Source organism: Priestia sp. 40 (assembly GCF_049368575.1).
GTDB classification, from domain to species: domain Bacteria; phylum Bacillota; class Bacilli; order Bacillales; family Bacillaceae_H; genus Priestia; species Priestia zanthoxyli.
Map to the genome: position 1 here is coordinate 108,260 of NZ_JBMPZA010000008.1, position 14,701 is coordinate 122,960.

Annotated in this window: 16 protein-coding genes and 2 pseudogenes; 3 read left to right on the plus strand and 15 right to left on the minus strand. The window is 37.1% G+C overall.

The features are described from left to right. Positions 1-5 precede the first annotated feature (5 nt). Positions 6-326 carry a hypothetical protein gene (locus ACO1DI_RS12295; RefSeq protein ID WP_423145300.1) on the minus strand — a complete coding sequence of 107 codons (321 nt, stop codon included), beginning with the start codon at positions 324-326 and terminating at the stop codon, positions 6-8. Positions 327-1,023: 697 nt separating this feature from the next. On the opposite strand from ACO1DI_RS12295, the gene ACO1DI_RS12300 reads away from it, so the two are divergent. After that, complete coding sequence (locus tag ACO1DI_RS12300) at positions 1,024-1,980, plus strand: patatin-like phospholipase family protein (RefSeq protein ID WP_423145301.1); 957 nt, start codon at positions 1,024-1,026, stop codon at positions 1,978-1,980. A gap of 177 nt (positions 1,981-2,157) precedes the next feature. On the opposite strand, the gene ACO1DI_RS12305 is transcribed toward ACO1DI_RS12300, so the two are convergent. The 4 genes from ACO1DI_RS12305 to ACO1DI_RS12320 form a co-directional block, all read right to left on the minus strand. Next, the gene (locus ACO1DI_RS12305; RefSeq protein WP_423145302.1) at positions 2,158-3,870 is read right to left on the minus strand and encodes a TcaA NTF2-like domain-containing protein; all 1,713 of its coding nucleotides are present in this window, start codon (positions 3,868-3,870) and stop codon (positions 2,158-2,160) included. A gap of 79 nt (positions 3,871-3,949) precedes the next feature. Then, positions 3,950-4,858 carry a phosphotransferase gene (locus tag ACO1DI_RS12310; protein WP_423145303.1) on the minus strand — a complete coding sequence of 303 codons (909 nt, stop codon included), beginning with the start codon at positions 4,856-4,858 and terminating at the stop codon, positions 3,950-3,952. Between the two features lie 174 nt (positions 4,859-5,032). Then, a complete protein-coding gene (locus tag ACO1DI_RS12315) occupies positions 5,033-5,539 on the minus strand; it encodes a hypothetical protein (RefSeq protein WP_423145308.1) in 507 nt (168 codons plus the stop codon). A gap of 51 nt (positions 5,540-5,590) precedes the next feature. After that, the gene (locus ACO1DI_RS12320; protein WP_423145304.1) at positions 5,591-6,520 is read right to left on the minus strand and encodes an ADP-ribosylglycohydrolase family protein; all 930 of its coding nucleotides are present in this window, start codon (positions 6,518-6,520) and stop codon (positions 5,591-5,593) included. A 149-nt stretch (positions 6,521-6,669) separates the two neighbouring features. Between ACO1DI_RS12320 and ACO1DI_RS12325 the strand changes: the two genes are divergently transcribed. Together ACO1DI_RS12325 and ACO1DI_RS12330 are read left to right on the plus strand one after the other, a co-directional pair. After that, positions 6,670-7,158 (plus strand): DinB family protein, encoded by a 489-nt coding sequence (locus ACO1DI_RS12325; RefSeq protein ID WP_182421822.1) that lies wholly within the window; start codon positions 6,670-6,672, stop codon positions 7,156-7,158. 46 nt (positions 7,159-7,204) lie between these two features. Next, on the plus strand, positions 7,205-7,771 hold the full coding sequence (locus ACO1DI_RS12330; protein WP_182421823.1) for a DUF6434 domain-containing protein: 567 nt from the start codon (positions 7,205-7,207) through the stop codon (positions 7,769-7,771). A 114-nt stretch (positions 7,772-7,885) separates the two neighbouring features. Here ACO1DI_RS12330 and ACO1DI_RS12335 read toward each other — a convergent pair whose 3' ends face one another. The 10 genes and pseudogenes from ACO1DI_RS12335 to ACO1DI_RS12380 form a co-directional block, all read right to left on the minus strand. Further along, the gene (locus ACO1DI_RS12335) at positions 7,886-9,388 is read right to left on the minus strand and encodes a malate:quinone oxidoreductase (RefSeq protein ID WP_013083523.1); all 1,503 of its coding nucleotides are present in this window, start codon (positions 9,386-9,388) and stop codon (positions 7,886-7,888) included. A 792-nt stretch (positions 9,389-10,180) separates the two neighbouring features. After that, the gene (locus ACO1DI_RS12340) at positions 10,181-10,672 is read right to left on the minus strand and encodes an SMI1/KNR4 family protein (protein WP_115654140.1); all 492 of its coding nucleotides are present in this window, start codon (positions 10,670-10,672) and stop codon (positions 10,181-10,183) included. Between the two features lie 41 nt (positions 10,673-10,713). Then, complete coding sequence (locus ACO1DI_RS12345; protein WP_115654141.1) at positions 10,714-11,157, minus strand: SMI1/KNR4 family protein; 444 nt, start codon at positions 11,155-11,157, stop codon at positions 10,714-10,716. A 56-nt stretch (positions 11,158-11,213) separates the two neighbouring features. Further along, positions 11,214-11,635 (minus strand): annotated as a pseudogene (locus ACO1DI_RS12350) (SecY-interacting protein Syd); the annotation flags it as partial. 125 nt (positions 11,636-11,760) lie between these two features. Next, complete coding sequence (locus ACO1DI_RS12355; RefSeq protein ID WP_423145305.1) at positions 11,761-12,012, minus strand: hypothetical protein; 252 nt, start codon at positions 12,010-12,012, stop codon at positions 11,761-11,763. 332 nt (positions 12,013-12,344) lie between these two features. After that, positions 12,345-12,588: pseudogene (locus ACO1DI_RS12360) on the minus strand (Imm3 family immunity protein); the annotation flags it as partial. Positions 12,589-13,153: 565 nt separating this feature from the next. Then, positions 13,154-13,543, minus strand: a complete 390-nt coding sequence (locus ACO1DI_RS12365) for a hypothetical protein (protein ID WP_338704596.1) — start codon at positions 13,541-13,543, stop codon at positions 13,154-13,156. Positions 13,544-13,574: 31 nt separating this feature from the next. Then, positions 13,575-13,817, minus strand: a complete 243-nt coding sequence (locus tag ACO1DI_RS12370; protein ID WP_423145309.1) for a CdiA family toxin C-terminal domain-containing protein — start codon at positions 13,815-13,817, stop codon at positions 13,575-13,577. A gap of 142 nt (positions 13,818-13,959) precedes the next feature. Next, on the minus strand, positions 13,960-14,220 hold the full coding sequence (locus ACO1DI_RS12375; RefSeq protein ID WP_237758447.1) for an RNase A-like domain-containing protein: 261 nt from the start codon (positions 14,218-14,220) through the stop codon (positions 13,960-13,962). Between the two features lie 81 nt (positions 14,221-14,301). Beyond that, positions 14,302-14,514: a hypothetical protein gene (locus tag ACO1DI_RS12380; RefSeq protein ID WP_080890172.1), complete on the minus strand. Its 213-nt coding sequence runs from the start codon at positions 14,512-14,514 to the stop codon at positions 14,302-14,304. Between the last annotated feature and the right edge of the window lie 187 nt (positions 14,515-14,701).

Here is a 14,701-nt window from a genome sequence, read left to right on the forward strand (position 1 = left end):
ACCTGCTAAAAACGGGTACCCATGTAAAAGTCGTGAACACCTGATTCATCTTCTATAGATTTGACGTTCCGATACAGGTCTGTTAGCTTTTTTGACAAATAAAGCGTTTCTTCATCATCCATTTTTGGAGAGACAATAGAAATATCACTTTTAAAATTAGTAAATATCTGTTGAACAACTTTCTCTGCTGAGCCATTTTCTATTCTTTTATCAAGTTCTGTTAGATCAAAGCTCCACTTGTTATATAGTTTTAGCAAACGTATAGAGCGGTTCCGTTTACTAATGTCATTTAGCTTATCTCGCATATGAAGTAACTTTTCTTTCATTGTGATATGCCTCTTTCCTTACTCTCATGATTTTCCTTTAACCACTATTTATATGGCTATTCGATTGACCACTTTTTTAATCTTATTACTTTGTACTCGTTTTTCATCTTGAAGTGTATGGCAGATAAATAGGCATACTATAATAAACAGTATACCTATTCAAAAATATATTCTTTCATACAAAAGAATTTGATTTTAATTATTTTATAAGAAATTATTTTATAAGAAATCGATAGGATTATTTGTTAAATGATTTATTTTATCTGCTGTTCGCTTTTCAATATAAATATTTAAATATCCAATAAGTATTATATCACTCATTGCGGAGCTATTCATGTAAACCACTTGACTCTTTAAACACCCTATCCTTTATTGATTCCTCCAATTACAGTTATTATCTTTGATTAAGATTAACACATTTTCCTTCAAGCCTTTTTGAAGCTTGTACTTTATAACTTTCTCATCACCCATTATAAACAAAGTATGTGCATAATAAATGCCCACACTGCCAATTAAGCGTATCCTCACCCTATTCTCGTTGTATTTTTATATACTTAATGGAGCCTTTCCTCATATGCTTACCTACTAACCCGACTCCTAAAGAATCAAATAAAAGAGATACTCATACCTCTGCAACACATCAAATAAACATATACAGAATGATACCTCTGATGGGATTCGAAAGGAGAAATCACCTTTGACAAAATATCGGATTATGACCTTTGATGGAGGCGGCACTTTAGGTGCTTTAAGTTTACAACTTTTGAATAGATTGGCTTATCAAAACCCTAAGTTAATTAGTGAAACCAATGTTTTTTCAGGAAATTCGATTGGTTCATTTACTGCTCTTGCGTTAGCAAGCGGAAGATCACCAGAAGAAACGTTTGATTTTTTTAAAGATCAAATCTTACCGGCATTCAGCGTTTCCCGACCGGGCGGACCTGTTTTTAACCAACAAGTACCCTATTCTGGTTTTATTAAAGCCATACGAACATTTTTCCCCCGAGACCTTCGCCTTAGAGACTTAAAGAAACGAATTGTTGTGCCATCCTTTCACTTATTTTCACCGGAGCTGAATCGTTGGAATCCTGTGTTATTTCATAATTTTCCTGGTTCTCCCTATCTTAATGAAAAAGCAAGTGACGTAATACTTAGAAGCAGCGCTGCTCCAGCAACGCAAAGAGCTTACCAAAACTATGTGGATGGGTATACAGTAGCAACTAACACCAGTACAGCTAGTATCGCGTTTGCAGTGGGAAAAGCAAAACAGCCGTTGGATCAAATTGCCGTATTATCCATTGGAACAGGTGAACAGCCCACTCAATTAAGAAGAGATACGAAAGGATGGGGAATGGTGAGTGCCGATAACATACGACCTGAAGATATGGAAGACCTTCCGCCAAATTGGGGAGTACTTTTAGACCGGTCCCCTAATGAACCGTTGCTGCCGTTTCTTCAGATTATCTCCGGTGGATCGAGCTACTATGAATCAATGGTCAGCTCTGAGCTTTTAGGCGATCAGTTTTTTCGGTTAAATCCGCGGATTCCTAATTTCTCTAAAACAGATCCTTCTGTGGTTCCCGCTCTTATTTCAATTGCTAATAAAACAAATTTACGACCGGCATTTCAATTTACAGAGAGAAACTGGAATTAATATGACAGTACTTTAGATTAATTTCTTGTTTCTATTTGAAGTATTTAAAATTTTATATAACAAGATATCCACGCTGGCAGCGTAGCAGTCACTCAAAACACTTCCCTCTCCCCCAACCACAACAACCGCTAGCCCCCAAAAGGAACTAGCGGTTATTCATAACCTCTCAGAAACCGCTCACTCTTCCACCGGCTTCTGCTCATCTGTTAATGTATCAATTTTAGTAATTTGAAGTTTGTCTTTGCCAGCAGCTTTCACATGATAAATTCGTTCTTTTTTAAACTGCGTGCTCGCGTCATATGAGTCGGTGAACGTGTATACTTCGTTTGTATAAATGTCGTAGGTTCCGTCGTCATGTGACTCTGTTTTTGTCACGAGAAACTGATCGTTAGCAAACGATACGTTTTTGCCGGCGAGTGATGTGATGTAGCTTTTCAGCTGTTTATACACTGGCTGATTCGAGTCGATATAGGGTGCCATCCCACTAAAATCTCCACTGTTTAAACTTGAAAAGTACGCGGCTTTATAGGAAATAAAAAAGTTTTCAAGATCCGTTTTGCTTACAGCATCTGGCTTAGGCTGTTCATTTTTTAACAACTTCTTGCTGGCCGTAGCTTTTATGTTTGAGCTTGTTTCTACCGTTTGATTATCACGATTCATATATACAATCGTCAGCAATAAGACCATAACAATAGCGCCTCCTATTAAAATAGGAAAAGTGCGTCTTGATGATTGCTGCTTTTTGAGCACAGGAAAGTCTGCGTAGGCTGGCAGCGTAACAGGTTCTATATCTACCTTTAACCGAGCTAACGGCTTTGGCATCTCCGTGCTTTTTATACTGTTAAGCGGCTGAAGTGCTAAAAATTCTTCGTAGGTAACAATAAACTCGTTTACTGCTATTCCTTTATACATGCCGTAAATTCGGTTCCATAGCTCTTGACACCGAGTATCCTTTATATCTTCACTCAGTTCGTTAAAAAATGGTCGTGATTTTTTAATAAAAGCCGCTAACCACGTTTGATGAACGTCGACTTTGTGGACTTCATTTAGGTCGTTAAGTGATTGCTTTAACTTGGCGTGTTCATTTGCAACGTTTTGGCTAATGACTTCCATAGTGCGTTGCGTTTCTTTCAGCACGGTAGAAAGGCTCTTACTCATTTTTTCTTGTAGCGCATCAAACTGGCTGCGAACATCAGGCCAGTGCAGTTCGAGTAATTGTTTTTGTGCATTTGTTGCTTTTCGGATACTTTCATTTAGCTCATGCTGTTTTGTGCGAAAGGCGGTCGCTTTTTGTTTGGTCACCAATTTGTTTTTGCTTAGCTGATGCCATTCTTGCTTCAAGATCTTGGCTTCTTCGAGTACTGTGGCTATCGCTTGTTTTACATGTTCATGCTTTTTTTGAAAGTCAACGAACGCGGGCAAATACGTATTCCAGTTTTCCTTCATTTCTTTTAACGATGACGTGTTAGCGTGTCTTTCTGTTAGTTGAAAAAAGTCGTTTCTAAACGCTACCATATCCGCTTCAGAAATGAGTTCTTTTCCGAAAAGCCCTGTCACATTCCTATGTATGTTTGTTAACTGTTCAATCTGTCTCATATTGCTTTGACGCTTTTTTATGTACTCCGGATAGTCGCTCGAAAGAAACGTCACCATTGTATATTCAACGTTGTTCATGTTGTACTCTGTCCGTTCTTTTTCTAGTTCGTCATACACTTTCTGCAGCTGACGTTCTACTATGGAGAGAAATTTTTCTTTATCCATCCCGTCTACTTCTTCTTTTAGCATGTTTAAAGATTCCGTTTCTTCAATAAGAAATGTTTTTTCTTTATATAGCTGTATCCACCTTTCTAGTAAATGTGCTGCTGATTCATTCCAGTGGCTTGTATTCATCGTTTGCTTCACCTGTTGTTTTTATTTTTATCCTTTCTTAACTATACAGGAATTGAACAGAAATTCTATTACAGTTTTATTACTCTTGAAAAATCAGGTTCAAGCTTTCTAGAGCCGCTTCTAACGTTTGTTTATCTCCTTGATCGTAGCTATGTGCCACAAGCACTACGGTTGTAAATACGGCTTTCCATTTTGCAAGCCTGTGCGTTTCTTCATCTACTTCTCCGTATTCTTTGAAAAAACGAGCTCTTCCTTTAGATGGTAGGAAGCTATAGGCAATCGCTAGGTCAACTGCCGGATGACCAATATGAACGTCTCCCCAGTCAATAATGCCTGAAACCATATTGGTTTGATCAACAATCATGTTTTTAATATGAAGATCTCCGTGAACTAGTACATGTTTTTCTTGATACTTAATTTCTTGTATGTCATTTACATAGTCTTCAAGAATCTCTTGTTTTGAATAAAGACTACGCTCTTTCATTTGCTTGACATACTTCTCTAGCGCAGGCTTTCGCTTCATCATATCAAGCCGATTTAACTCATCAAACGGAACACTGAGCTCTTGCGCTTTTGAGTAAGGATAGTGATGTAACGTGCGAAGAAACCTCGCTAGTACAGAAGCGGATTGTATGCGCTCTTCTTCTGTTAATCTTCCAGGTGGAGTTCCTTGAACGTAGTGATAGCCCGTAAAAGGCCAAGGATAGCCTGCATTCGGCTTACCGAAAAAAATAGGCTCTGCAATCGATAGAGGCAATTGAGAAGCAAGGCTTGGTAAAAGCTGATTTTCTGTTTTTAATAGTCTCACTGCGAGTTCTCGTCTTGGAAACCTGAAAACAAAGCGGTCGTTTACTTGATAAACCGTATTGTCAAAGCCGTAGCCAAGCAGCGAAACTTTAGCGGGCACAAGTTCTGGAAACTGCGTCTCGATTAGCGTTTTGGCAAGCGGTGCTGATACGATTTGTTCTGCATCCCATGCATTTGGCACTGTGATCACCTTTCTTTAACGTGAAGTTTGTATGTAAAGTATACTATAAATAATTTTGACCATAAAAACCCTCTGACGCAAAGCCAGAGGGTTTCAGTGAGTATATAAATAAGATAGAATGCCTTAGAACGGCACACCCCGCCTCTAAGTTAGAGCCTACGGTACGTTTACTACTTAATACGTAAACCAAAACACCTTATCGGCTGTTTCTTCAACGTGCTCCACCTTAATAAAGTTCAATAAAAGATCCGTTTGGTCATTTCCTGTATACTCATCTTGGTCAACATTATAAAATTGGATAAGTTCGACCTTGTACATACCGTTTTTAATATCAATTCTATACTTGGAGCAGTTTTCATCAGGCACTAACTGATCTTCAAACTGGGCGGCCATCGTAAGGCAGTCATAATCTACGAGATAAAGCTGATGATTGGTTACATTTATATAACCTGTTGCTTTCCTAAAGTATGTATCTATATCCGACTCTGTTCCAATATTCACTTCTACGTTCCAGGAGTGTTCAATTCCTTCTTCTGTCATTTGACATACTAGGATATTTCTTTTTTTCATTTCACTGCCGAAGTGGTTCAAAAGCTGATCTAGCCCCCAATCCTCATCGACAAATGATTGGTACTCTTTTGCGTTTGCCACTCCAATAAAATTGGTATCGCCAAAATCCATACAAAACTTCACTTTATCTCCTCCGAACTTTTGAGTAATTTTTATTATCCATTAACATATATCCGCAAACTTCTTACACGCTTTCTCTAACTCTTCTTTTTTAGCAAGCTGACAAATCCACTCTTTAGGAATGCCATCCAGCTGATAATATGCTCCTGCCATAGTACCGGTAATAAAGCCTATTGTGTCTGTGTCTTCTCCTAAATTCACACCGGTAAGTACAGCTTCTTTGTAGTCATCACTTTGCAGAAAAGACCAAAGAGATGCTTCTAGCGAGCTGACGACGTATCCGGTTGACCCGATTTCCTTTCTCGCTGCGTGCGGCAAGCTTAGGTTTAACACTCGTTCATACGCAGAAAACTCTGCTTCATACTCCGTACCTGTTAACTGCTTTTGACAGAGATTTACCGCGTTTTCATATGCTTCAAAAGGCTCGTTGCCGTCAAGAAGACGAATAAGCAGCTCCACGTATATAATGCAGCCAAGCGTAGAGCGCAAGTGGCGGTGCGTAACGTGAGCAATTCTTTCTATTTCTTCTTTTCTTTTTGTAAAGCTAGGTTCATCACATAGTGTAAACGCAAGTGGGGCAATACGCATAAGCGCTCCGTTTCCATTGTCGTATTCAGCGCTTCCTCCCCACTCTTCTTTAGAAAGTCCGCTTTTATAACGGCGAATCGCTTCGCTTGTTGCGATGCCTATATCAAACATTTCTCCGTACGGCGTCCAGTAGCCATTCGCCCAATAGCTCTCAAACTTTTGCATTAAATCATATTCATCTTGTTTTTCTAGTAGATTATCAATCAAGCACATCGTTAAAGACGTATCATCTGACCACGTTCCTTCAGGCTGGTTATACGTACCGTAGCCAGTCATAGCCGTAATTCGAAATGAATCGCGTTTTTTAAACTCAACTGGAACGCCTAAAGCGTCTCCTACAGCTCCTCCTATAATTGTAGAAAGGACTTTTTTATGTAGCGTCATGTGATCAACTCCTTTCTATTATTGTAATTGTTTGATTTTGGAATTTGCAAGAGATCTCTTGCCTAGACGTTTTTTCTTCTTTTTACAAAGGAATTTACAAGCCTTAATCTAATTTAGTAAGAGGTAAAAAAACATGTGAGGTGTGGTAGATGATTCATTTTTTTGAATATAATTGGCAAGTGAGAGATGAATGGTTTAGCTGGTGTTATCAACTTTCTAGAGAAGAACTGTTGAAGAAGCGGACTGGAGGAACGGGCAGCATTTTACAAACTCTGTTTCATATTATTGATGTGGAAGACAGTTGGATACGCGCCATCCAAGGTAAACCAGATATCGTTCTTTCTTTTGAAGAACACGATACGCTCGAAAAGCTTCAAGCACTCTCTTCCGCACATAGACCCGAAATTGCCGACTTTCTAAGTCATTTGAATTTTTCCAACAAAAGGTACGTAACAGTCCCTTGGGATTCTACTTCTTACACGGAAGCTGACATTTTGCATCACATCATCATTCATGAAATCCATCACATCGGCCAGCTTTCTATTTGGGCAAGAGAGGTGAATAAACAGCCTATTTCTTCTCACTATGTAGGAAGAAACATAAAAGAAATTCCTTCGTACTTCTCTAAAAACAATTGACCAACAAGAACAAACGTTCTATAGTAAATATATGGAGGTGAAAACGATGCGACCTGAACTTACAAAAGATTTACTTATCAAAGACTTTACCGATTTTTACTGGCTCAAAACCGAGCTGCAGCAATTTTGCCGAGAAAACAACATGAGCCCGTCTGGATCTAAAATGGAACTTTCAAAAAGAATTGAAGTGTTATTAACGACCGGTGACACTCAACAAATAACAACGCGACCTAAAAGACGCTCGTCCTCTAAAACACAAGCGCCGCTAACATTAGATACCGTCATTGGAGAAAATCATCGCTGCAGTCAAGAAGCACGGGCTTTTTTTAAAGACGCCATTCATCCTACGTTTCATTTTTCCACGCATATTCAAAACTACTTTAAAGAAAATGTAGGGAAAACCTATCGAGATGTGGTAAAAGCATGGCATGAAGAAGAAAAACGAAGAAAGCAGCCTTCTTATCAAAAAGAAATTGCGCCTCAGTTTGAGTACAACCGCTTTATTCGCGATTTTTTTAACGATCCGAAAAACAATGGAAAAAGCCGCGATGATGCAATTGCAGCGTGGAAGCATTTAAAAGTTCAGCCTGGAAGCAATCAATACCGCTCTTAACTCAAACTCTACATATAAAGACCATTAAAACACCACCTCAAGAAAAGGTGGTGTTTGTGCACGCCTGTAGATTTCTTCACATACACATGTACTGTTTGTTACGGCGTAAAATCTTTAGCTATAAACGGACTCTTTTTTAATTAAACCAAGCGTCTGTGAAGTAGACGCATGAATTTCGTTAAAGAAGTCTGGATGATCAACTAACGACATGCCATAAGAAGGAATCATTTCTTTTATTTTTGGCTCCCACTTGTTCATGTTTTCTGGGAAGCATTTTTCCAATACTTCTAGCATAACGTGAACGGCCGTTGACGCACCAGGAGAAGCGCCAAGAAGTGCAGCAACAGAACCATCAGCGGCACTTACAACTTCTGTACCAAACTGAAGCGTTCCTTTTCCTCCGGCTTCCGTGTCTTTGATTACCTGCACACGCTGGCCTGCTACAACGATATCCCAGTCTTCGCTTTTAGCGTTCGGGATAAACTCACGCAGTTCTTCCACACGTTTTTCATTTGATAACAGCACTTGCTGAATTAAATATTTCGTTAACGCCATTTCTTTGACGCCTGCTGCTAGCATGGTTAAAATATTATTCGGCTTTACAGAACTGATTAAATCCAAGTTTGAACCAGTTTTTAAGAATTTCGGCGAGAAGCCGGCAAATGGACCAAACAACAGCGTCTTTTTGTTGTCAATATAGCGTGTATCAAGGTGCGGAACCGACATTGGCGGAGCTCCGACTTTGGCTTTTCCATATACTTTCCCGTGATGCTGCGCAATCACTTCAGGGTTATTGCATACCATAAATAATCCGCTTACTGGGAATCCTCCAATATGCTTGGATTCAGGAATACCTGTTTTTTGAAGTAAAGGCAAGCTTCCGCCTCCACCTCCGATAAAGATGAACTTTGCCGTGTGGTACTCAACTTTGCCGCTGTCTACATCTGCGACTTTCACTTCCCACATACCGTCACTTTTACGTTTAATATCTTTTACACTTCGTTTGTAATGAACGTGAACCCCTTTATTCTTCAGATGGTCAAACAACATGCGTGTTAAAGCACCGAAGTTTACGTCTGTTCCCGAATCAATTTTAGTTGCGGCAATTGGTTCATTTGACGTGCGCCCCTTCATGATTAACGGAATCCATTCTTTTAGTTTGTCAGGACTGTCGGAATACTCCATTCCTTGAAACAACGGATTGTTTGACAGCGCTTCAAAACGCTTTTTCAGAAACGATACATTTTTTTCCCCTTGTACCAAACTCATATGCGGAATTGGCATGATAAAGTCTTGCGGATTGCGAATCAACTTGCTGCTTACAAGATAAGACCAAAACTGTCTTGACAGCTGAAACTGCTCGTTAATTCGAATCGCTTTCGTTATATCTATAGATCCATCAGCTTTTTCTGATGTATAGTTTAGTTCGCACAGCGCAGAATGGCCCGTCCCTGCATTATTCCATTCGTTCGAGCTTTCTTCCCCTGCGTCTGCGAGTTTTTCAAACACTTTAATGTCCCATTCAGGTGCTAACTCTTTGAGTAATGATCCCAAAGTTGCGCTCATGACTCCGGCACCAATTAAGATAACGTCTGTTTTTTTCTGTACGTTGCTCATTATAACCTTCCTCATCCCCTATATTTGTAAAAAGATGTAGGCGCTCCTGCTTACGTAGTAAAAAAATTCAGGTGCGACCTAAGAACACACCTTTTTCTGTCTCACTTATAACTATATCACAGTATAATTGTCTGATGATTATAAACTATTCAAAAATGATAAAAAAGTGAGAAAATCGCCCACAAATTCCAAAAAACTTATTAAATTCCGTCTGCATTTTCTTTTATTAGTAAACTTTTATACCTACTTCTAAGTGGCAAAGCATTGATTAATAAAATAACAAACTATTCCAAAAATTCAGCTTAAAAACCAAAATAACTGTCTTGAAAATTTCACCTACTATAACTATACTCATTTGAAAGAACAAACAGCACTATAATTAGAAATGCCTTCATTCTTTTTGACTAGTTATACGTAGATGTATTCATATATGTATAGAGCACCGGCTCTTCCAAGTGCATATTTAGAGAAATAAGTATATATTATAACAGCTAACTTTCAGCTCATATTGCAAGTTACAATATCTATGTCATATAACATACCATGAAATAAGTGAATAAGTAAATGATTATTCAGAAATTTATGTTATAAAACCTAACATGTATGTTGACTTTTACATAGACTATAAATGAATAATTTTGGGATATTTTTGAATATTCAAAAGAGAACCCTCCACCTTTTGACGAGTGATATACTTTTATGCCCCTCGAGCATTTTTTTATGATGAAGCACTTCCACAAAAATACCCCTTTAAAGCCTTTAGCAAATCAACGTGCACTTACAAAAAGTTTTTTAATCATGTAATTTACTTAAAAAATCCGTAAACGTATCTGCGATGTAAAATACATTGCTCCTTGCACGTTCTTCCACTTGTTCTTCAGTTAAACCTTTCTCTTGCATTAACACTTCTTTTTCAGGGGCATTTTCGTGTTCCCAAAATACCACAATCGGGTTGTCTATATTATTTTTATAATCTAAACAAATTAAATTTCCAGCGGGATCATTCGCAATAGGAAAAACCTTTTGCGGAACCATAGGTTTATATAGTTCATATTTTTGAACAATGTACTCACTGCTTTTCTTATCAAAGCTAAATAAACTACCAAAACAACGCTCTACGTTGCCTACATTAAATTCTTCTGGTAATACGCTAGCACCTCCATTTATTTTTACACAATCAATATAATCTTTAGGTAAGTGGAATCCTAATTGCCCTCCACTTTCTTCAACCTCATTTTCTGATACTTCTCGATCAGCATATTCCCACTCTAAATCTTTTCTCATCTAATTCCTCCTTATAAATACGGACTATTCCATAACTCCAATCAGAAATGGATATTTAATTCTTCACGAATCGATTTTTCTAGATATTCTTCAAAGCTTCCTGCTATAACTTTTTTTCCGCCAAAGTCAAAATCAACTATGACGATTTCTTTATTAGGGTATTGAAAGCCTACTGGATTTCCCGCACTGTCTACTCCAATCACAACAAAATGCTCGTATCCTTGAGGCAACATATTTCTGAACTGTAGAGATTTATCTACAAATGACGGTGTAGACACAAATTCTGCCTCTCTTAACCCTAAAACAACCGCTTCACCAATTGCCCCCGAACCATACCTCAAAAGAAATTTTTTAAAGTCCTCTGGAAGTTTCACTTTTAGCTTCGCTTCAGCTTGTGTCACTTCCTCACTAGTAACAGCACCGCCAAAAGCTTCAGGGTACATTTCCAACTCTTGGTCCACTGCTTTTAATAATTCGATCTTCATTCCATTCCTTCCCTTTCTGTAGATGATGATTTAATTCTTTTTTGTACATACTTTTGTTATCTTTGTAAACGCAGGCTAGAAATTAAATCTTCTAAGGAGTTTGCAATTTCTTTAAAACAACCTCGTTCAAAATCTTCTAATTCGATTTTGCCGCTGATGTTATGGATCACAACTACCAAACCATTGCCTTCTATACCTATAGGAACCTTATCAAGCTTATCGTGATTTCTTTTATATCCCTTTAAATTCCTTTCAAACGTATCCAATTCAATATTCGGTAATACAGCCTCTAACGTAATGTAATGCCCATCCATAAAACCATCTAACTCTGCAAACCAGTAGGAATTAAAATAGCAGTCAATTGAAGAATGAAATGTAATATCAAACCTTTCTTCAAGTGGTGTTATATCGCTATGATTATTTTTTGAACAGGGTTCCATAAAATTTCTTCGTCTTCATCCACTTCCCCTTGGTAAATCATTAAGACTCATATATTGCTAATAGCATTCAAGCTCTCATTGTCTTTGTATATAAATCTCTATTTAAAATAAGCACAATCCAAAAGAATGCTCTTTTAATGTCTTTAGTTCTCTATGTTGTTACCTAATAACTCAAATCCCGTATTAAACCGAGATTAATTTTACTATTTTGGTACATAGGTGTAATGACTAATTCCACAAAATTATCTGTTTTAATTACTTCATTAATCAACTGCTTTAGTTCTGTAAAATCAATATGTCTTCTATTTAAGCCGTGGTTATAAATTGTAAACTCATGAATTAATCGCAAACCTTCCCCTGTTTTTTGTTTATCACTAGACAATACTCCTTTTGCGCATGATGAATTATTATTCAATTAGTACCTTGTTAGCAAGAACCCATCCATTTAATCCGTATGAAGCTTATAGTTTGTAGTAATGGTCATTATTTCCTTCAATATAATTAATCAGTTCCTCAATATGCTCATAGTCCATTGGCCAACAATAATCTTTTGATTGATCTAACAATGTTTTATTATCTAAAGCAAACGAATTAACATCTCCTTCAGCTATATCTAAAAGTATGCTGTTAGGCAGCTGGTTTTCAAAATGAAAAGCAAAAAATCTTTAAACAGAATGTTTACTTGTTTTTCTTTTTCTGTCATCACTTTCACTTCTACTTTTAAACGCTCAAAATCTATTTGATAATTTAAAATTTTACTATCTCTACATTTTGTAGTCCTACTATTACTTTATTCATTCGTGTCAATAAATCTTTTATTTCGTCTAATGTTAGCTCGTCTTGCGCTTCTTTTAGGTCAAATTTCCCTAACCTCCCTGTTATACCTCTAATGCGCCCAACGAAAACTTGCTCATGGGTAATTGCAATTTCTCCAATAGCAGTATGTATCCACCATAAAATCTTCTACCTTGCCTAAATTATCAAATTCGTCCGTGAAACAATTAGCTCTGCCCATTTTTGCTCGATTCTTAGATTATTATCATCTAGTAATACTCGTGCACCTAAGACTGCTCTAACTTTTTCCTCAAACATTGTGAACATCTCCATTTTAATTTTGCACCTTGCACTGCTTCGTCTCACTCAAATATCAGCTGATTCGATATAATTTAAAGTAAAAAACCTCGAAAGGCATTTAGCCAATCAAGGTTATAAACTTACTCTATTCCTACTCAAAATCCTCGTATATTCTCAGCTTACACTATATCCTTTTTAAAGTCACAGCTAATATTATGCTCAGAAGTAGGCTTTGTACGAACATTTTGTGCGAACATGATGACTTTTCAATATCTATATATCTACTAATATCCTCATTCAATATAGAGATTATCTCTTAGTTACATAAAGCCTTTGTTTGATGTCCTTGAAATCGGTACCAGTTTATACAACACAGCTAGATTTTTGTCAGTAATTTGAAACTTTATAGGGAGGTCATAAAGCTATGTGACTTAGTTACCCATTAAAATAATGGAGTGCCTTTTTTAGTTAATTATTAAAAATTATACACATAAACTGCGTTTCACTTCTGCCAATAAACCTGTCAGCTCAGTTTTCTCTGGTTTATTCTCCACTTCTTTATTTACATTTTTCTCCAAATAATCATAGAATGTTTTAAAATCTAAAAAAGCTATTTGTTCAATTTCAACAGCTGGGTAACCTAGCTCTATCAAAACATGTTTTTCATCTAAAGGTCTAGGTAATTGTGCCATGTCATATTCATCTAAATCAGACTGAAAAAAGGCAAATACTATCTCCTGTCCATAACCTTCTCTTTCGGCAAAGCTTTTTAATGCTTTTTCTAGATATTTTCCATTTATAAAATTAAAATATGTTAACATTAATTTATCAATATCTTCTTTACTTTCATTTACTTGATATTCTCCACTCATTTTTCGTCCTCCAATAACATCGTATTTTTAGTTAATCAACAATAGGGAAAAAGTTTGTTATTTCACCAGCCTCATTTAAATACCCTCTAAATTTTAAACCATTTGAAGCAGTTCCTTCGACAAGTCTCCCATTTACTTTTCCGTTCTGCATTGCTTCCTGTCCCAATCGATAAATTTTGTCGTCACTAATCTTAAATGGGTCATAAACTGTTTTAGGATCGGATCCTACACTTGCTTCCCATCCACCTTTTACATTGGAAACCACAGGCACCATATCCGCTACAAAAGAAACAGCTGCTAGACCATCTTGTTGTTGCTTTTTGGCTTCCGTTTCATATACACTTCTTGCAATTTCAGACTTTTTATAATTCGCATATAGATACGGATACTTTTTCAACTCTTTTTCTAATTTTGCTTTAGAATGAGAAAGTGCAGCAAGGTCTCGCTGAACCTTTAGCAACTTTTTCTGCTGTCATTCTATTCTTAAAAGTTGAAGAACCAGTAATTTTAGGATTAGTTTTCAATCTTTCTAAAAGTTGTTCATCAGTTTTCCTAACATGCCTCTCTATTAAATGCTCACCTTTTAACTCATGTACAGCTAATCCACCACCTGGCGCTAGAGAGCTTTTATCTCCTTGCTTGACATTTCCCGTACCCTTACCATCAAGCTTTTCCACTTTCTCCAACGTTTTCGACTGGCCTTTTGAAACACGTCTTCACCACTTCTACTGTCTGAACTACTTTTTCAGCTTAATCGGTTAAATTAACATTTTAAGTCCAATATATAGTTTTATTTTACAATAAAAAGCACTTGTTGCCTTTAATCGACAATCAAGTGCTTTTAGTTCATATGTTTTTAAGTAGCATAAACTTGTAAGTTTTGTAGTAACAATATGACACTCTTTATGTGTCGTGACAATCATTACCTTAAAGCTTACGGGGTTGTACGAGTTCGTTAATTTAGTATCCATTCCGTGTGTTTATATTCACCGCCCAGTATAATGTCATCTCGCCTAAGCTCGTATTTTGTTTTCTATTCTATTGAAGCGGCGCACGAAAAGCGCGAAAGCGTTTCACGATAAATGCGAAAACGCAGTCCCTCAGCTTCGTAAGTAGGGTTAAACACCGGTTTCACAACTGAACGAAGTAACAGGCACA